Source organism: Dyella koreensis (assembly GCF_044904565.1).
Taxonomy (GTDB): Bacteria; Pseudomonadota; Gammaproteobacteria; order Xanthomonadales; family Rhodanobacteraceae; genus Dyella_D; species Dyella_D koreensis.
In genome coordinates, this window is the sequence record NZ_JADIKD010000011.1 from 738,596 (window position 1) to 756,229 (window position 17,634).

The 17,634-nt window shown below is 63.7% G+C and carries 15 protein-coding genes; 1 reads left to right on the forward strand and 14 read right to left on the reverse strand.

Annotation, left to right across the window (positions count from 1 at the left end; genetic code table 11):
• Positions 1-19 precede the first annotated feature (19 nt).
• From ISS97_RS15325 to ISS97_RS15385, 13 genes are all read right to left on the reverse strand, one after another.
• Positions 20-1,000, reverse strand: a complete 981-nt coding sequence (locus ISS97_RS15325; RefSeq protein WP_379985551.1) for a glutathione S-transferase family protein — start codon at positions 998-1,000, stop codon at positions 20-22.
• Between the two features lie 127 nt (positions 1,001-1,127).
• Positions 1,128-3,374 (reverse strand): carboxy terminal-processing peptidase, encoded by a 2,247-nt coding sequence (locus tag ISS97_RS15330; protein ID WP_379985550.1) that lies wholly within the window; start codon positions 3,372-3,374, stop codon positions 1,128-1,130.
• Positions 3,375-3,383: 9 nt separating this feature from the next.
• The gene (lipA, locus tag ISS97_RS15335) at positions 3,384-4,388 is read right to left on the reverse strand and encodes a lipoyl synthase (protein WP_379985549.1); all 1,005 of its coding nucleotides are present in this window, start codon (positions 4,386-4,388) and stop codon (positions 3,384-3,386) included.
• 10 nt (positions 4,389-4,398) lie between these two features.
• A complete protein-coding gene (gene lipB / locus ISS97_RS15340; protein ID WP_379985548.1) occupies positions 4,399-5,067 on the reverse strand; it encodes a lipoyl(octanoyl) transferase LipB in 669 nt (222 codons plus the stop codon).
• Positions 5,068-5,208: 141 nt separating this feature from the next.
• The gene (locus ISS97_RS15345; RefSeq protein ID WP_379985547.1) at positions 5,209-5,499 is read right to left on the reverse strand and encodes a YbeD family protein; all 291 of its coding nucleotides are present in this window, start codon (positions 5,497-5,499) and stop codon (positions 5,209-5,211) included.
• A 14-nt stretch (positions 5,500-5,513) separates the two neighbouring features.
• Positions 5,514-6,749: a D-alanyl-D-alanine carboxypeptidase family protein gene (locus ISS97_RS15350; protein WP_379985546.1), complete on the reverse strand. Its 1,236-nt coding sequence runs from the start codon at positions 6,747-6,749 to the stop codon at positions 5,514-5,516.
• Between the two features lie 79 nt (positions 6,750-6,828).
• Positions 6,829-7,782 (reverse strand): septal ring lytic transglycosylase RlpA family protein, encoded by a 954-nt coding sequence (locus ISS97_RS15355; protein WP_379985545.1) that lies wholly within the window; start codon positions 7,780-7,782, stop codon positions 6,829-6,831.
• Entirely contained in the window at positions 7,779-8,789 is a 1,011-nt protein-coding gene (gene mltB / locus ISS97_RS15360) for a lytic murein transglycosylase B (protein ID WP_379985544.1), read from the reverse strand. The genes ISS97_RS15355 and mltB overlap by 4 nt, the downstream gene beginning before the upstream one ends.
• 116 nt (positions 8,790-8,905) lie before the next feature.
• A complete protein-coding gene (gene rodA, locus ISS97_RS15365; RefSeq protein WP_379985543.1) occupies positions 8,906-10,024 on the reverse strand; it encodes a rod shape-determining protein RodA in 1,119 nt (372 codons plus the stop codon).
• The gene (gene mrdA, locus ISS97_RS15370; protein ID WP_379985542.1) at positions 10,021-12,027 is read right to left on the reverse strand and encodes a penicillin-binding protein 2; all 2,007 of its coding nucleotides are present in this window, start codon (positions 12,025-12,027) and stop codon (positions 10,021-10,023) included. The genes rodA and mrdA overlap by 4 nt, the downstream gene beginning before the upstream one ends.
• 4 nt (positions 12,028-12,031) lie before the next feature.
• Entirely contained in the window at positions 12,032-12,517 is a 486-nt protein-coding gene (gene mreD, locus ISS97_RS15375) for a rod shape-determining protein MreD (RefSeq protein ID WP_379985541.1), read from the reverse strand.
• Positions 12,514-13,509 carry a rod shape-determining protein MreC gene (gene mreC / locus ISS97_RS15380; protein WP_379985540.1) on the reverse strand — a complete coding sequence of 332 codons (996 nt, stop codon included), beginning with the start codon at positions 13,507-13,509 and terminating at the stop codon, positions 12,514-12,516. Before mreC ends, mreD begins: the two co-directional genes overlap by 4 nt.
• Positions 13,510-13,528: 19 nt before the next feature.
• Entirely contained in the window at positions 13,529-14,575 is a 1,047-nt protein-coding gene (locus tag ISS97_RS15385) for a rod shape-determining protein (RefSeq protein WP_090451187.1), read from the reverse strand.
• Between the two features lie 274 nt (positions 14,576-14,849).
• On the opposite strand from ISS97_RS15385, the gene ISS97_RS15390 reads away from it, so the two are divergent.
• The gene (locus ISS97_RS15390; protein WP_379985539.1) at positions 14,850-15,785 is read left to right on the forward strand and encodes a carbohydrate kinase family protein; all 936 of its coding nucleotides are present in this window, start codon (positions 14,850-14,852) and stop codon (positions 15,783-15,785) included.
• Positions 15,786-15,841: 56 nt separating this feature from the next.
• On the opposite strand, the gene glpK is transcribed toward ISS97_RS15390, so the two are convergent.
• On the reverse strand, positions 15,842-17,341 hold the full coding sequence (glpK, locus tag ISS97_RS15395; protein WP_379985538.1) for a glycerol kinase GlpK: 1,500 nt from the start codon (positions 17,339-17,341) through the stop codon (positions 15,842-15,844).
• Between the last annotated feature and the right edge of the window lie 293 nt (positions 17,342-17,634).

The window sequence follows — 17,634 nt, forward strand, 5'->3', positions numbered from 1 at the left end:
AGCACCACATAAAAAGAGCTCATAACTTCTGCTCGCATGGGTTAACCATGTAAATCGGCGCGACGTTGGGCATCCAATGAACCCCACTGAACCAGCGCAGTTTCAGATAGGCCGGCAGGCCGAGTACCAGGGACCAGCGGTTCACCGGGTGGATATCGTTCTTCGCCACCTGCAGGGCATCAGGTGGCTGGCCACCGGGTTCATCGCTGCCCGACTTCATCCATCGCACCAGGCCACGCATCGTTCCGCGGCGCTGTCGCTGCGCGCGGATCGCGTCCTCATAAGGGAAGGTGGCATCGCGCCCATGTTCGCGGAACAACCGCTCCTGCCAGACGAACAGCGACTGCAGCTCGGGGTGATGACTGAAGTACGGAACGATACGCAGCGGTCGGAGCAATGAGGCCAGCGTGATGTCCGCCGCGGTGAACTGCCCGCCCACCAGGTAATTGTGTTGCTGCAGTTCCTTTGCGATGGGACGCAGCAGCGCTTCCAGCGCTTCGTACACCCCGTCCTGCCGGTTGCGATGAAAGTGGAAGCGCAGCGTCAACATCATGCCCAGCACTGGCGCGGCCAGACGGCGCCAGCCGCGACGCGTGAACAAGCCGCCACACACGTCGGGCATGAACAGCTGCGCCAGCGTCTGCGGGCATTCCATGATGACCTGGGTGTAGCCGAGCCGGCGTGCGTAGAGGCCTAAGGTGGAATCGAGCCGGAGCATCCATTGCCACACCTGGTCGCGTTCCGCCGGATCGATCGGAAACAACGGTCGCCCGGGATAGGTTTCGTCCAGATAGCGGATGATCGGTGACGAGTCGCTGATCGCCACACCGGTGGCGGTGTCGTGGATCAACGGCACCGTCTGCGGGCAGTCGAAACGCTGCATTTCCTTCTTGGTGAAGGCGACGATGTCGATGCCGCTCCAGGGCAGCCGCTTGAAATCCAGCGCCCAGCGCACTTTCTCCACGTAGTGCGACCAGTGCAGCTTGTATAGCTCGATCATGTCCCACTCCCATGTGTGATGTTGCACGGATGGGGATGTTGTCGTGCGTGCGCAAGGCGAAGCCATCGCGCCCCGCATAAAAAAGGCGGCGCATGTGCGCCGCCTTCTTCGTTCCGACCTGGGTCGATCAGTGTGCAACCGGACTCGACGACTGCTCCGGCGTCGCCGCCGCGGTGGCATTGCCCGAGAAGCGACCGCCATACGGCAGCACTTCGGATGCCAGCTTGGCGTCGCCCTTGATCAGGCCCACCGCGTCGAACAGGATGTGCGCGGTTTCCTCGAGCTGCGGGTCGGCCGCCTTCTTGGCGTCCTTCTCCTGCTTCAGCTCGGACTTCAGGCTGCGCTCGTTCGGGTTGAGGCCGTCGTCGAGGTTGTCCTTGTCGTCATCAGCCAGGCTACCGTCGATCGCCTTGTGGCGGGCGCGGAAGTCGGCCTGGATGGCATCCTGCTCCTTACGCTCGGTCTGGCGCTGCGCGAAGTTGAGCGAGACCGCGGTCTTGTCGCGCATCTTGCGGTACTGCGCCAGCTCGTCGAGCATCAGCTTCCACGAGGGCGACTTGGCGGCGCGCGCCTCGTGCTTGGTCTGCAGCTGGCCCAGGTAAGCCTTGAGGTCAGCGACCGGCTTGTAATCCGGCGCCGGCGCGATCTGCGTCCACTGCAGTGCGTTGTCGTAGGTCGACTCGCCGAAGTCCTTCTCGTCGCCGTTCTTGGGGAAGTTGATGTCCGGCGTCACACCCTTGAGCTGAGTGGAGCCGCCGTTGATGCGGAAGAACTCGGCAATGGTCATCTTCAGCTCGCCGAGCTGCGGCTTCTCTTTGCTGGCGCGGCTGTTGAAGCGGTCGAGATCGACCAGGTTCTGCACCGTGCCCTTGCCGAAGGTGGGCTGGCCGATGATCAGGCCGCGGCCGTAATCCTGGATGGCCGCCGCGAAAATCTCCGAAGCGGAGGCAGAGCCGCGATTGACCAGCACAGCCATCGGGCCGCTCCAGGCCATGCCCGGGTCGTCGTCGCCCTGCACTTCCACACCGCCGCGCGCATCGCGCACCTGCACCACCGGACCCTTGTCGATAAACAGGCCCGTGAGCTCATTGGCTTCGGTCAGCGAACCGCCGCCGTTGTTGCGCAGATCCATCACCACGCCTTCCACGCCGGCAGCCTTCAGCTCGCCGAGCAGCTTGGCAACGTCGCGGGTGGCGCTCTTGAAGTTCTTGTCGCCCTCGCGACGCGCACCGAAGTCGGAATAGAAGGTGGGCAGATCGATCACACCGATCTTGCGGCTGACGTTGCCGTCCTTGATCTCAATGATCTTCTTCTTGGCGGCCTGCTCTTCGATGCTGACCTTCTGGCGCACCAGCGAGATCACTTCGTGCTTGCCGTCGAGGCCAGCGTCAGCGGGCAGAATTTCCAGGCGGACGGTGGTGTCCTTCTTGCCGCGGATGCGGTTGACCACGTCGTCGAGGCGCCAGCCGATCACGTCGACCATCGGGCCGTCGCCGCCCTGGCCGATCGCCACGATGCGGTCGCCCACGTGCACCTTGCCCGACTTGGCGGCCGGACCGGCCGGCACGACTTCGCGGATCTGGGTGTACTCATCGCGCGCCTGCAGCACCGCGCCGATACCTTCCAGCGACAGCTTCATCGAGATGTCGAAATTCTCCGCCGCGCGCGGGCCGAGGTAGTCGGTGTGCGGATCGGTGGATTCGGCATAGGCGTTCATGAAGCTCTGGAATGCGTCCTCGCCGTCGAGCTGGCGTACGCGCTCGATGTAGCCGGCGTAACGCTTGTCGAGCGTCTTGCGGATTTCGTCGTCGGGCTTGCCGGCGAGCTTGAGGCGCAACCAGTCGTTCATGGTGCGCTGGCGCCACAGCGTGTCGAGCTCAGCCTGATCCTTCGGCCAGTCGGCCTTCTTGCGATCGTAGGTGTAGCTCTCGTTGGTGGAGAAGTCGAAGCCCTTCTTCAGCAGTTCGCGCGCGTAGCTCATGCGATCGACCGCACGCTGCACGTACAGGTTGAACACCGAGAAGGGGCCGGACAGATCCTGGTTCCAGATCGCGTCGTCGAACTGCGTTTTCAGCGGCGCGAACTTGGCCATGTCGCCCTGGGTGAAGAACACCTTCTCGCCATCGAGCGCGTCGAAGTAGGCCTTGTAGATCTTGGCCGACATTGCGTCGTCGAGCGGCTGCGAGTCGTAATGGAAGCGGGTGAGGAAGCGCGCCGAGAGCTGCGCCGCCTGCGCCTGCGTGGTGCTGGCGGTGAGCGGCAACGACGATGCCTTGCGGCCCGTGTTGCCGGCGCCGAGATCGGCGGCCGATTGCGCGTACGCACCGGTGAGGGTGAAAGCGAGCAGCAGAGCGAGCGAGGGACGCAGTTTCATAAGTTCTCTTTAGGCGTGCTCAGTGACACCCGCAGCGTGAGCCTGCAGGTCGGCGTGATAGGACGAACGCACCAGCGGACCGGAGGCGACGTGGCCGAAGCCCATCGCTTCGCCGGCTTCGCGCAGCGATTCAAATTCTTCCGGTGTCCAGTAGCGCACCACCGGGTGATGGTGCGGCGTGGGCTGCAGGTACTGGCCGATGGTGATCATGTCGACGTCGTGCGCGCGCAGATCGCGCATGGTTTCCAGCACCTGCTCCATGGTCTCGCCAAGGCCTAGCATGATGCCGGACTTGGTCGGCACCTCCGGATGCTGCGCCTTGAAGCGCTTGAGCAGATCCAGCGACCACTGGTAGTCGGCACCCGGACGCACTTCGCGGTACAGATGCGGCACGGTTTCGAGGTTGTGGTTGAAGACGTCCGGCGGGAAATCCTTCAACACTTCCAGCGCGCGCTCCATGCGGCCCTTGCCGCGGAAGTCGGGCGTGAGAATCTCGATCTTGATGTTCGGGCTGGCGTGGCGCACCGCGCGAATGCACGAGGCGAAATGCTCGGCACCGCCGTCGCGCAGATCGTCGCGATCCACCGAGGTGATCACCACGTAGCGCAGGCGCATGTCACGGATGGTTTCGGCCAGGCGCGCGGGCTCCAGCGGATCGGGCGCGGCCGGGCGGCCATGCGCGACGTCGCAGAACGAGCAGCGGCGCGTGCACACCTCACCCAGAATCATGAAGGTGGCCGTGCCCTTGCTGAAGCACTCGTGGATGTTCGGGCAGGAGGCTTCCTCGCACACCGTGACCAGCGCGTTCTCGCGCAGGCGCGCCTTGAGCTGCTGCACGGCGTTGCCCTGCGGCAGGCGCACGCGGATCCAGCTCGGCTTGCGCAGCACCGGCACCGCGGTATCGAAGCCGGCGCGGTTGAGGGCGATCTTGTCATTGCCGAGCTGCTTGTCGACCGCCGGCGTACCGGAGACGACGCTGATCGGAATGGCCTTGGAAGAAGAGATTTCGCTCATGTAGGCAAGCTCAGACCGCTACGCGAGCGGGTAGTTCGGGGATAACGGGGGCGGCAGGCTCGGCGACGAAGCCAAACTGGCGGCAAAACTCCTCCACCAGCGTGTCTTCCACATCCGCCAGCCGCGACGGACCGCCCAAGTCTAACACCTGGGTGACCGCCAAACCCTTGTAGCCACAAGGATTGATGCGGTGGTAGGGCTCCAGGTCCATGTCTACATTGAAGGCCAGGCCGTGGAAGCTGCAGCCGCGGCGCACGCGCAGGCCCAGCGCGGCCACCTTGGCTCCGGCCACGTAGACGCCAGGGGCACCGTCCATCCGCTCGGCTCCAATATTCCAGTGCTCCAGCGTATCGATGATGGCCTGCTCGATCTTGTTAACCAGCTCGCGCACGCCGACGCCGGCGCGGCGCAGGTCGATCAGCGGGTAACCCACGATCTGGCCGGGGCCGTGATAGGTCACCTGGCCGCCGCGATCCACTGGCACCACGGGAATGTCGCCCGGCGCCAGCACGTGCTCCATCTTGCCGGCCTGTCCGAGAGTGAAGACGGGGTCGTGCTCCAGCAGCCACAGTTCGTCCGGGGTATCCGGGCCGCGCGCGTCGGTGAACGCGCTCATCGCCTTCCAGGTCACCTCGTAGGGCTGGCGGCCGAGGCGGCGGATCTTCAACGGGAGAGACATGGGCAACAGGGTCTGGAGAAAAGGAGTCTGGCCGATCTGCGGCCGGGGCCGGAGGCTTGCAAGGGCCTGAACGGCGAGGAGCCGGGCGACCTTGCGGTCATGTCCCGGCTCCTTGCCTGTTTCATTCCCGTTGCGACCGGGTCACAGCGTGTAGCGGATATCCGGATCGGCCCGCAGCGTGCTGTGGGCCAGGTCGTATTGCTCGCGGTTATCGCAGCGGAAGCTCACCGTCACCGAGAGGAAGTTGCCCTCGCGGGAGTGGCGATGCTTCACCGTCTCATGCAGTACGTGCAGGCCGATGCCCTCGAGAATCTGTGGCACGCGCTTGGGCAAGTCCGCGCTGGCATTGCCCATGGCAGTGATTTCGAATTCACCGGGGAACTGGAACCCCTGGCCTTCTTGCTGCGGTTGGATCGAATCGAGGTCTTTCATCGCGGCACCTCAGCTCACTTCTTCTCTTCGTCGGGTTTCTTGTCGCTGTGGAACCACAGCATGATGCTGTCCCACAGGCGGGCGAAGAAGCCGCCCTGCGGCGCGTCGTTCAACGCGACCAGCGGCAGGTTCTGCACCGGCTGGCCATCGAGCGTGACGCGCAGCGTGCCCACCTGCTGACCCTTGGTGAACGGCGCGATCAGCGTGGCCGGCACGTCCATGGTGGCCTTGAGCTTCTCGTAGTCGCCGCGCTTGACGGTGACCAGCACGTCCTCGCTCACGCCCAGCGGCAACTGGTTGTCCTTGCCCTTCCACAAGCGCGGCGTGGCCAGCGGCTTGTTGGCGTCATACAGCTTGTGGGTTTCGTAGAAACGGAAACCGTAGTTCATCAGCGCCAGCGCCGAATCCGCGCGCGCCTTCTCGCTGCCGGCACCCATCACGATGGCGATCATGCGGGCGTCGCCCTGCTTGGCCGAGGCGGCCAGGCAGTAACCAGCGGCGGCGGTGTGGCCGGTCTTGATGCCGTCCACCGTCTGGTCACGCCACAGCAGCAGGTTGCGGTTGTGCTGCTTGATGCCGTTCCACTCGAAATCCTTGATCGCCGAGATCGCGTAGTCCTCGGGGAAGTCATGGATCAGCGCGCGCGACAGCAGGGCGATATCGCGCGCCGTGGTGTAGTGGTTGGCGATCGGGTAGCCGGAAGCGTTCTGGAAGTTGGAATTCACCATGCCCAGCTGCTTGGCGTAGGCATTCATCAGGTTGGCGAACGCGGGCTCGGAGCCGGCCGTGTGTTCGGCCAAGGCGATCGCGGCGTCGTTACCCGACTGGATGATCATGCCGTACAGCAGGTCCTTGAGCGGCACCTGGCTGTTGAGCTTGAGGAAGCTGGTGGAGCCGTCAGTGGCTGCGCCACCGCCGCGCCAGGCGTTCTCGCTGATGGTGACCGGATCGGCCATGTGGATCTTGCCGTTGGCGACCTCGGCGGAGACCACGTAGTCGGTCATCACCTTGGTGATCGAAGCGGGCTCGACGCGCACATCGGGATCCTTGGAAGCGAGGATCTGGCCGGTGGCGTAATCCATCAGCACCCAGCTCTTGCCATCCACATCCGGCGGCGGCGGCACCGGCGCCTCGGGCATCACCGGACGCGGCACCGGCGCGGGCTTGGGCGGAGTCTGCTGGGCGACGGCGGTGCCGATCACCAGGGCGGCGACGGCAAGCGAGGACAGGGTACGGCGGAGTAGGCTCATCGTTCTCTTCAATCCGGTTTCGATATGGCTGGCGCCGGAGCGCCGGTGTGGCAAGGGCTGGTAGAGCAAAAAGAAGGCGTCAGTCTACCGCGACCTGCGGCCGCGGCAGTCCCATGTTTTCGATCTTGGCGGTGACGTCGTCGGCGCGGTCCACGTCAGATAGAGGCCCAACCCGCACCCGGCGCACGCTGCGACCGTTGATTTGGGCATCCACCACCTGTACTGGCGCGAAATTGGCGGAGCGCAATTGTTGCGCCACCCGCTCGGCGTTGGCGTTGTCCGCGAATGCACCCACCTGCAGGTAGATACCGGGCTTGGGCGCGCCGGCTGTGACCGGCGGCGGGGGTGGCGGTAGATCCTGCAACGGCTCGCCAGGGGTAATGGCGCGTACTTCGACGAGGCCGGTGCCCTTGGGCCATACACCGATCTTCACCGCGGCGGCATAGGACAGGTCGATCAGGCGGTTGTCGTGGAAGGGGCCGCGATCGTTGATGCGCACGATCACGCTCTTGCCGTTGTCGAGATTGGTCACGCGCGCGTAGCTGGGCAGCGGCAGCGTCTTGTGCGCAGCGGAGAACTGGTACATGTCGTATTCCTCGAGACTCGAGGTCTTGTACCCGTGGAATTTGTTGCCGTAGAACGAAGCGATGCCGCGCTCCACGTAGCCGTTGGCGCTGGGCAGCACACGGTAGGTCTGGCCCAGCACGCTGTAAGGCGACTTGTTGCCGTAGAGCGCGCGCGGTTCCGTCTTGGGCACCGGCTCCACCAGCTTGCTGATGTCCGGCGGCGGACCGGAAGGAACGCTGTCGTCATTGTCGCGGTAACGGCTGCCTTGCGACTTGGAAACGTCGTCATAGACGCCGCCGCGCGAACTACTGCTGCTTCCGGCGCTGCCCGAGTAGCCGCCGCCTTGTTGCGAAGAACCACGCCCGCTGTAAACACCACCCTTGGCCGGCCGCGGCTTGCTGCCGCTACAACCGGCCAGCGCCAGAGCGGCCATGACCAGCAGCGGCAGCGCAAGGGCTGGCCTCATCGGCTGGCCTCTTGCTCATGCACGCCAGCAGCGATGGCTTGCGCGAGCTGGTGCACCGCGAGCGCATATAGCGGGCTGCGGTTGTAACGGGTGATGACGTAGAAATTCTGGAAGGTGAACCAGTACTCCGATCCGTTCGGCCCTTCCAGCGTCTGCAAGCTGCTTGGCAGGCCCGGGTCCATCGCCTGCAGCGGCGCATAACCCCAGGCCATCAGCTGTTCCAGCGGCCACTGCGGCTTGGAGTCTTTTACAGAGATCGGCCGTGCCGCGGCATCGGGCTGCGCGCGCGCCACCACTGGCGCGCCGGTAACCCAGCCGTGCTTGGCAAAATAGTTGGCCACGCTGCCAAGGATGTCGGGCAGCGAGTCATGCAGGTCGATATGGCCGTCGCCGTCCTGATCCACACCGAAGTCGCGGATGCTCGACGGCATGAATTGCCCCCAGCCCTGCGCGCCAGCGTAGGAGCCGGTGAGCGTATCGAGCGGCCCGCCCAACTGCGTGTCAGGCAGGCTCAGCAGAACCTTGAGCTGCTCGCGGAAGAACGTCGCGCGCGGCGGGTAGTACAGGCCCAGCGTTACCAGCGCATCGAGCACCTTGTACTTGCCGGTATTGCGCCCGTAGAAAGTTTCGACGCCGACGATCGCCACGATGTATTCCGGCGCCACGCCGTACTGGCGCCCGATACGCTCCACCAGATCGCGGTGCTCGCGATAGAACGCGATGCCGTCATTGATGCGCTTGTCGGTGATGAAGATCGGGCGGTAGTCCTTCCACGCCTTGCCCTCGGCCGGACGGCTGATGGCGTCGAGGATGCTCTGCTGTTTCTTGGCGCCATCGAGCAGCGCGTTGAGGGTCCGCGGATTTTTGCCGGTTTCCTTGGCGACTTCGCTAACCAGCTGGTCCTGCCCCGGGTGTGTTTCGGCGATGGCCGGTGAGAGCGCCGCGGCCAGCCAGAGGCCGAGGGCGGCAAACAGATAGGAGGGGCGCTTCGTTGCGATATGAGTCATGTGCTACTTCGCTGATGTGAACATCATCCGCGCAAAGCCTAGCACGCACGGCGGCGCAATCCGGGGCAAAGCGCGGGCACGGATACGGCGCGCGATGACCTCCGCTGTACGGACGTTCAGTCGTGCATCTTGCGGTTGGCGTGGATCGCCATCAGCACACCGAAGCCGGTGAGCAGCGATACCGCCGAGGTGCCGCCATAGCTCACCAGCGGCATCGGCACACCTACCACCGGCAGCATGCCCGCGACCATGCCGCCGTTGACGAATACGTACACGAAGAAGCTCATGCCGATGGCGCCGGCGAGCAGGCGCGAATAGGTATCGCGCGCCTCCATCGCGATCCACAGGCAGCGGCCGATGATGAAGGCGTAGAGCACCATCAGGGCGATCACGCCGACCAGGCCGAATTCCTCGGAGAACACGGCGAAAATGAAGTCGGTGGTGTGCTCGGGCAGGAAGTCCAGGCGCGACTGCGTGCCGTGCTGCCAACCCTTGCCGAAGGTGCCGCCGGAGCCTACGGCGATCTGCGACTGGATGATGTGCCAGCCATTGCCGAGCGGATCGGACTCTGGATCGAGCAAAGTGCGCACGCGATTGCGCTGGTATTCGTGCAGGAAATGCCAGGCCACCGGGATCATGCCGCCAACCGCGGCCAGCAGGCTGCCTATCTTCCACCATGCCATGCCTGACAGGAACAGCGCGAAGGCACCGGCCGCCGATACCAGCAGCGCCGTGCCCAGATCCGGCTGCTCGGCGATCAGGCCGGCCGGGATGGCGATCAGGATGCCCACCGCGATGATGTCCTTCCAGCTCGGCGGCAACTGACGCGGATGCAGGTACCAGGCCACCATCATCGGCACGGTGAGCTTGAGCAGTTCGGACGGCTGGAACGACAGCACGCCCAGATCCAGCCAGCGCTTGGAGCCGCTGCGCACCTGACCGAGCGCCGCCACCACAAGCAGCAGCGCGACGCTGCCCGCATACAGCCATGGCGTCCAGCTGCGCAGCACGGAGGGCGGAATGCGTGAGATCAGCAGTAGCAGCATGCCGCCCATTACGAAACGGCTGGCCTGGCTGACAATCATCGACATGCTGCCGCCACTGGCGCTGTACAGCGTCATCAGGCCGCAGGTCGCGAGCAGCAGCAGCCCGAAGGCCAGGGGCAGATCGATGCGCGGGCGCGTTATCACACGGCGCAGGAAGCGCTGCATGCGCAACTGGAGTGCGTCGATCATGGGTTGCCTCCGTCTTCCGGGGCCGGCGCACTGGAACTATCGGATGGCAGCGCGGCTGGCATGTCGGCGGGTGTAGCCACCGGTGCATCCTCGAGCTCTTCAGGCGCGTTGGGCACCGTCGCAGAGCCGGCTTCAGGAGCGTTTCTCGCGGGCACGGCACCGCCTTGCGCTGCGAGCCAGGCCTCCATGACCTTGCGCACGATAGGACCTGCGTCCTGTGCGCCCCAGGCACCGGCTTCCAACATCGCTGCCACAGCAATACGTGGTGCATCGGTGGGCGTATAGGCGATGAACCAGGCGCGATGGCGCGTGGCCAGGTAGGCCGTGTTTTTGTTGGTGTCGTAGTCGTTGGTGCGGCGGGAGAAGCGCTCAGCGGTACCGCTCTTGCCAGCGACTACATAAGGGAAGCCAGTGAAGACGCCCTTGCCGGTACCGCCAGTAATCACAGCCTCCATCCCCTGATTCACCACGCTCCAGTCGCTCGGCTTATGGATTAACGACGGGCCGCTAGGTGGATTTGGCAGCGGCATGGGACGCTCCTTCACCGTAGCCGTGGCCATCACCAGCCGCGGCGCATATGGCGTGCCGTGACCAGCGAACGTAGCGGTGGCGTGGGCCAGTTGCAGTGCGGTGACGTTCCAGTAGCCCTGGCCGATACCCGCGATGATGGTTTCACCAGGGAACCAACCATATTTGCTGCGCGTGGCCTTCCATTCACGCGAAGGCAGAATGCCTTCTGCTTCGCCCAGCAGATCGATACCGGTTTTTTTGCCGAAACCGAGGCTGCCCATCCAGTTGGCGAGGCGATCGATGCCCATATCCAGCGCGAGCTTGTAGAAATAGGTATTGGTCGATTTCTGGATCGCTCGAACCATGTTCACCGTGCCGTCGCCACCGCGCGTGTCATCGCGATAGCAACGCTGCTGACCGGGAATACAGAATTCGCCGGTGGAGAGCACCGTGTCCTCCGGCCGGCGGATGCCGTACTCCAGGCCACCCAGCGCCAGGAACGGCTTCACCGTCGAGCCCGGCGGATAGGCGCTCTTCAGCGCGCGGTTGAGCAGCGGCTTGTCGGTGTCTGTCGTGTACGTCGTGTAGTCGGTGCGGCTGATGCCATTGACGAACAGATTCGGGTCGAAACTGGGCACGCTGACCATGGCCATCACCTGGCCGTTGCGCGGATCGATCGCCACCGCCGAGCCAGGCCGGCCAGCAAAGGCATCCGTGGCCGCTTTTTGCACGCGCGCGTCGATGCTCAGGTAGAGATTCTTGCCAGGTTTGGGCGGATGGGTTTCCAGTACCCGCTGGGTACGCCCGTCCGCATTCACTTCGACCAGCTCGTAGCCGGGCTCGCCGTGCAGCAGGTCCTCGTAGGAACGCTCCAGGCCGCTGCGGCCCACGTGGCTGGTGCCCTTGTAACGATCGGCGTCGAGCCGATTCAGGTCGTCCGCATCGATACGTCCCACGTAGCCCACGACGTGCGCGAAGAGCGACCCGTAGGGGTAACGCCGCGTGAGGTAGGGCACCACATCCAGCCCTGAGAAACGCCAGCGGTTGATGGCGAAGCGGGCGATCTCATCCTCCGTGAGGTGCAGTTTCAGCGGCACACTGTCGAAGCGGCGGTTCTGGCGGAGCTGCTTCTTGAAGGCGTCGATGTCGTCATCATCCAACGGCACCACGTCGCGGATCGCCGTCAGCATCGCCTTCATGTCGGGCACCTGTTCGGGCACCACTTCCAGGCGGAACGCGGGAACGTTGTCGGCAAGCAACACGCCGTTGCGATCGAAGATGAGGCCGCGCGCTGGCGGGATCGCACGCGGTTTGACGCGATTGTTCTCGGATCGGAGCGCAAACTCGTCGTGGCGCCGCACCTGCAGATACACATAGCGCGTGACCAGGGCGCTCAGGCCCAGCAGGATCAACACGAAACCAACCAGCGCGCGCACCCGGAACAGTGCGCTTTCGCCGCGGGTATCCTTGATGGAGCGCCGTCGCAGTGCCATGGCGCTACTGCAGGCGCAAGCGCATGCGCAGGTCGTCCATGAGCAGGAACAGGAACGGCCACAGCGCCGCACCGACAAACGGCGATACCCACCAGGTAGCCGGCGGCAGTGGCTCGCCGGCAAAGGTGCGCACGATCAACAGCAGCACGCGGTCATTCAACAGCAGGGCCAGCACGGCCAGCGTCTGCTGCCACATCGGGAAAAAGCGCAGTCGCGAGCGGAAGCGCAGCGCAATGAACACCAGCGCGCAAAGGCGCAAAGCCTGTTCACCCAGCAACACGCCGTCGAGCAGATCCGCGAACAGGCCGATCAGGAAGGCCAGGCCCAGGGTGACGCGATCACTGGATTCCAGCGACCAGTACAGCAGGAACAGCGCTGGCCAGTACGGCTTGAACGGCTGCAGCACACCCGGCAATGGCACCAACATCGACAACAGAGCAAAGGCCAACGTGCCGATGAACCACAGCAGGCTTATGCGTTGCTTGTTCATGGCTGCACCGCTGGCGCGGAAGCGGCCGGAGCCGGCGTTGGCTTACCGGCGGCCGCCGGCGTCTGTGCCGGGGTTGCCGCGTCAGCCGGGCTGGGTGCCATATCTGCCGGCGGGCCCATGGCTGCGACCGGCGCGGGCGGCCCCGCGGGCTCCGGCTGATCGTGCAGCAACAGCACATATTCGCTGCGATCGAGATCGGCGGCGGGCCGCGCGTGTGCTTCGAGGAACAGGCCGGAGGGCGACTGCCCGATAGAGCGCACTTCGCCTACCGGAAAACCCGGTGGGAAACGGCCGCCCAGGCCAGAAGTGAGCAGCTTGTCGCCGGCGCGCACATCAGCCGCCATCGGCACATTAGGCAGGCTGAGCATGCCGCCGTCGCGCGAGCCATAGGCCACGGTGCGCAGGCCAGTGCGCTCAACCACTACCGGCACCGCGTGGTTGGGGTCGGTCACCAGCATCACCACCGAGGTGGTCGGCAGCACTTCGATCACCTGGCCCATCAAGCCATGCGCATCGATCACGGCCTGTCCCTGCGTCACGCCATCGCGCGCGCCCAGGCTCAGCATCAACCGATGTGGTGAGCCGCCAAGATCAACGCCAATGACACGGGCGAGTTGCACGTTGAGCTCCAGGCTGTGCTGGGTTGCCAGCAGCTCCTTCAGCCGCTCGTTCTGCTCGGCCACGGCGGCCATGCGGTTGAGCTTGGCGTTGGCCAGCAGCAGGTCTTCACGCAGGCGCTGGTTTTGCTCGGTGAGCAGCTTGCGGTCGGCGAAGGCCACGCTCAGGGTGCGCATGCCGGCGGCAGGCAGGCCGGCGAGCCGGTAAACCGGTTCGACGATCACCGATGTCGCATAGCGCATGCGCCACATCCAGCCATTGCGATGGTCGAGCACCATCAGCACCATGGTCAGGGCGAGATACAGGATAAGACGCAGAGTGCCGGCAGCGGTGCCGGCAAACAGGGGCGAGGAGTCCTCGCGAGCGAGTGCCATCCCCTGCCCCCGTCAGTGCTTATTCGGCCGCGAAGAAGTCGCTGCCATGCTGGTCGATCAGCTCCAGCGCCTTGCCGCCACCACGGGCCACGCAAGTCAGCGGCTCATCGGCCACCTGCACGTGCAGGCCGGTTTCCTCGGAGATCAGACGATCCAGATCGCGCAGCAGGGCGCCGCCACCGGTTAGCACAATACCGCGCTCGGCCACGTCGGAGCACAGCTCCGGCGGGGTCTGCTCCAGCGCCGACTTGACCGCAGCGACGATGCCGGAAAGCGGCTCGTGCAGCGCTTCCAGCACTTCGTTGGAGTTGATGGTGAACATGCGCGGCACGCCCTCGGCCAGGTTACGGCCAGAGATCTCGATCTCGCGCACATCGGTCTGCGGGAAAGCGCAGCCGATTTCCATCTTGATGCGCTCGGCGGTCGATTCGCCGATCAGGGTGCCATGGTTGCGGCGTACGTAGTTGATGATCGCCTCATCGAAGCGATCGCCGCCCACGCGGACCGACTGCGAGTAGACGATGCCATTGAGCGAGATCACGGCCACCTCGGAGGTACCGCCGCCGATATCCAGCACCATCGAGCCGCGCGCCTCATGCACCGGAATGCCGGCGCCGATCGCAGCAGCCATCGGCTCCTCGATCAAAAACACGTCACGGGCACCGGCGCCTTCGGCCGATTCCTTGATGGCGCGGCGCTCCACCTGGGTAGAGCCGCAGGGCACGCAGACCAGCACACGAGGGCTCGGTCGCAGCAGGCGCGAGCGATGCACCTGCTTGATGAAGTGCTGCAGCATGGCCTCGGTCATCGAGAAGTTGGCGATCACGCCATCCTTCATCGGACGCACCGTGGCGATGTTGCCAGGAGTACGACCCAGCATCTTCTTGGCGTCGCTGCCAACCGCGGCGACTGCACGGGGGCCACCCGGACCGCGATCCTGACGGATCGCCACCACCGACGGCTCGTTCAGGACAATGCCCTGACCACGCACGTAAATGAGCGTATTGGCCGTGCCAAGGTCGATGGAGATGTCGTTGGAAAAGATCCCGCGAAACTTCTTGAACATGGGTCCGCCGCGCGCCGGCAATGGTTAAAAAGTGAGCGCGCCAGTCTAAAGAGCTAAACCATTGTGCGCAAGGATATTCTCGTTAAGAAAGCCTTGTAGTACGCGGTGATAAGCGCACTTTCGACCTCTCGGATCAACTCGTCGATTGCGCAAGAAGTCGCCGAAGGGCGCGGTTATCGGTAAGATTGGCAGCTTTGGCTAGGGCCATATGTCCGGCCTTCGGTCCGACCGCCTGCGAGCGGCCTGTTCACTCACCTGGGGACACCTACGCACCATGTCTGCCGTCATCTGCGGTTCGTTGGCTTACGACACCATCATGGTCTTCCAGGACCAGTTCAAGAATCACATCCTGCCCGATCAGGTGCACATCCTGAACGTTTCGTTTTTGGTGCCGAGGATGCGCCGTGAGTTCGGCGGTTGCGCCGGCAACATCGCCTACAACCTGAAGCTGCTCGGCGCGGACCCGCTGCCGGTGGCTACGGTTGGCCAGGACTTCGGTCCTTATCGCGCGCATATGGAGCAATTCGGCATTCGCCTCGATTACGTGCGCGAGTTCAGTGACCAGTTCACGCCACAGTGCTTCATCACCACGGATCTGGACAACAACCAGATCACCGCCTTCCATCCGGGCGCGATGTCCAGTGCGCACGAGAATCACGTGAAGGATATCCCCGGCATCAGTTTCGCCATCGTTGCGCCGGATAGCCGTGACGCAATGCTGCAGCATGTGGATGAGTTCCATGCGCGTGGCGTGCCCTTCATCTTCGATCCCGGCCAGGCGATGCCGCTGTTCAATGGCGATGAGTTCCGCGCCATGATCGAGAAGGCGACCTATGTGATCGTCAACGACTACGAGTCGCAGCTGCTGCAGTCGCGCACCGGCTGGAGTGCAGAAGACATCGCCAAGCGCGTGAAGGCATACATCGTCACGCTCGGTCCGCGCGGTTCGCTGATTCACACCGAAGGCACTACCCACGAGATTCCGCCCGCCCGCGAACGCAAGGTGGTTGATCCGACGGGTTGTGGCGATGCTTATCGCGCCGGCCTGATCTTCGGCATCATGCGCGGCAAGGATTGGGAGACCGTTGGGCGCATGGCGTCGCTGATGGGCGCGCTCAAGGTCGAGTTCCCCGGCACGCAGAACCAGCGCTTCGACTACAAGCAGTTCGCAGCGGAGTTCAACGAGCAGTTTGGGTATTCGCTCGACTGAGTGTTGCTGCAAGGCTGGATAGCGCGAAGCCCCGCTTGGTGCGGGGCTTCGTCGTTTCAGTCGGGGCGAAAGCTCATGGTGGCCTGCACGGCGTTTCTCCATCCTTGATACAAGCGCTCGCGTCGCTCCACGGCCATGATCGGTTCGAAACGGCGATCGACTTGCCACAGCGCAGCAAGCTCTTCTCGGCTCTCCCAGAACCCCACGGCCAGGCCCGCCAGGTAGGCCGCTCCCAGAGCAGTTGTTTCCTGGATTTTGGGGCGCAACACCGGCACACCGAGCATGTCGCTCTGAAATTGGGCCATGAAGTCGTTGGCGATGGCACCGCCATCCGCACGGAGTTCCCTCAACGCAATCCCGGCATCCGCTTCCATCGCGGTCAGAACATCGCGGGCCTGATAGGCCATCGACTCCAATGCGGCGCGCACGAAATGCTCTTTGCGCGTACCGCGAGAGAGACCAAACACGGCGCCGCGTACGTCGCTACGCCAATAAGGAGCCCCCAGGCCGACGAAGGCCGGCACCATGTAGACACCCTCGCTGGAAACCACGCGCTCCGCATAGGCCTGCGAATCGCTGGCCTTGCCTAACATGCGCAGGCCGTCGCGCAACCACTGGATAACCGAGCCGGCGACAAAAATGCTGCCTTCCAGCGCGTACTCCACCTCTTCGCCGAGTTGCCATGCGATGGTGGTCAGCAATCCATGCTTTGACAGTACCGGCTTGGTACCGGTGTGCATCAACATGAAGCATCCGGTGCCATAGGTGTTCTTTGCCATGCCCGCGCTGAAGCAGGCTTGGCCAAACAGAGCGGCCTGCTGATCTCCGGCGACACCGCCGATCGGAACTTTGTGGCCAAAGAAATTTGCAGGCGAGGTATATGCGTAGATTTCGCTGCTACTTCGCACGTCGGGCAGCAACGCCGGCGGGATATCCAGCATCGCCAGCAATTGTGGATCCCATCGACGCGCATGAATGTTGTAGAGCAGTGTGCGAGACGCATTGCTGACGTCGGTGACGTGAGCCGCGCCGCCGCTCAGATTCCAGATCAGCCAGCTGTCGATCGTACCGAACAGCAGCTCACCACGTTCCGCACGCTGCTGTGCGCCATCAACGTGATCGAGAATCCAGCGTAATTTGGTCGCCGAGAAGTAGGCGTCTACCAGCAAACCGGTTTTGGTTCTGACCAAATCCTCATGGCCTTCGAACTTCAGTCGCTCACAGATATCGATGCTCTGCCGTGACTGCCAGACTATGGCATTGTGGATCGGTTGCCCTGTCTTGCGATCCCACACCACAGTGGTTTCACGCTGATTGGTGATGCCAATGGCTGCGATATCGGTGATATCGACCTGGGTGTTGGCGAGCAGCTCCGTGATCGTCACCAGGACACTGGTCAGGATTTCGCGCGGGTTGTGCTCGACCCAACCGGGCTGCGGGAAAATTTGCTCGAACTCACGCTGCGCAATACCGGCAATTGCGCCCGAACGATCAAACAAGATCGCTCGTGAGCTCGTTGTGCCTTGATCGAGAGCAAGGATGTAGCGCTTTTCCACCGAAAGCCCCTTTGTCACCCAGCCGCTTGATAACGAAGGTTAGCAAGCGTTGCAACCTGCAAAGCTGCCTCGACTACCATAACGCAAAAAACTTCGTCGGAGTCGACAAGGTTTTCGATGAAGCATCGTGGCCGAACTAACGGTTTGCGCGCAGCAGTTAAAACAACGCCCAATAAAAAACCCTCACCGGTGAAGGTGAGGGTTTTTCAGGATAAAGCCCCTGGCGGTGACCTACTCTTGCATGGGCAATGCCACACTACCATCGGCGCAGCTGCGTTTCACTTCCGAGTTCG

Bases quoted from the DNA above. Each gene is read 5' to 3' on its own strand.
- ISS97_RS15325 (WP_379985551.1), bottom strand. From the start codon at position 1,000: ATGATCGAGCTATACAAGCTGCACTGGTCGCACTACGTGGAGAAAGTG.
- ISS97_RS15330 (WP_379985550.1), bottom strand. From the start codon at position 3,374: ATGAAACTGCGTCCCTCGCTCGCTCTGCTGCTCGCTTTCACCCTCACC.
- lipA (WP_379985549.1), bottom strand. From the start codon at position 4,388: ATGAGCGAAATCTCTTCTTCCAAGGCCATTCCGATCAGCGTCGTCTCC.
- lipB (WP_379985548.1), bottom strand. From the start codon at position 5,067: ATGTCTCTCCCGTTGAAGATCCGCCGCCTCGGCCGCCAGCCCTACGAG.
- ISS97_RS15345 (WP_379985547.1), bottom strand. From the start codon at position 5,499: ATGAAAGACCTCGATTCGATCCAACCGCAGCAAGAAGGCCAGGGGTTC.
- ISS97_RS15350 (WP_379985546.1), bottom strand. From the start codon at position 6,749: ATGAGCCTACTCCGCCGTACCCTGTCCTCGCTTGCCGTCGCCGCCCTG.
- ISS97_RS15355 (WP_379985545.1), bottom strand. From the start codon at position 7,782: ATGAGGCCAGCCCTTGCGCTGCCGCTGCTGGTCATGGCCGCTCTGGCG.
- mltB (WP_379985544.1), bottom strand. From the start codon at position 8,789: ATGACTCATATCGCAACGAAGCGCCCCTCCTATCTGTTTGCCGCCCTC.
- rodA (WP_379985543.1), bottom strand. From the start codon at position 10,024: ATGATCGACGCACTCCAGTTGCGCATGCAGCGCTTCCTGCGCCGTGTG.
- mrdA (WP_379985542.1), bottom strand. From the start codon at position 12,027: ATGGCACTGCGACGGCGCTCCATCAAGGATACCCGCGGCGAAAGCGCA.
- mreD (WP_379985541.1), bottom strand. From the start codon at position 12,517: ATGAACAAGCAACGCATAAGCCTGCTGTGGTTCATCGGCACGTTGGCC.
- mreC (WP_379985540.1), bottom strand. From the start codon at position 13,509: ATGGCACTCGCTCGCGAGGACTCCTCGCCCCTGTTTGCCGGCACCGCT.
- ISS97_RS15385 (WP_090451187.1), bottom strand. From the start codon at position 14,575: ATGTTCAAGAAGTTTCGCGGGATCTTTTCCAACGACATCTCCATCGAC.
- ISS97_RS15390 (WP_379985539.1), top strand. From the start codon at position 14,850: ATGTCTGCCGTCATCTGCGGTTCGTTGGCTTACGACACCATCATGGTC.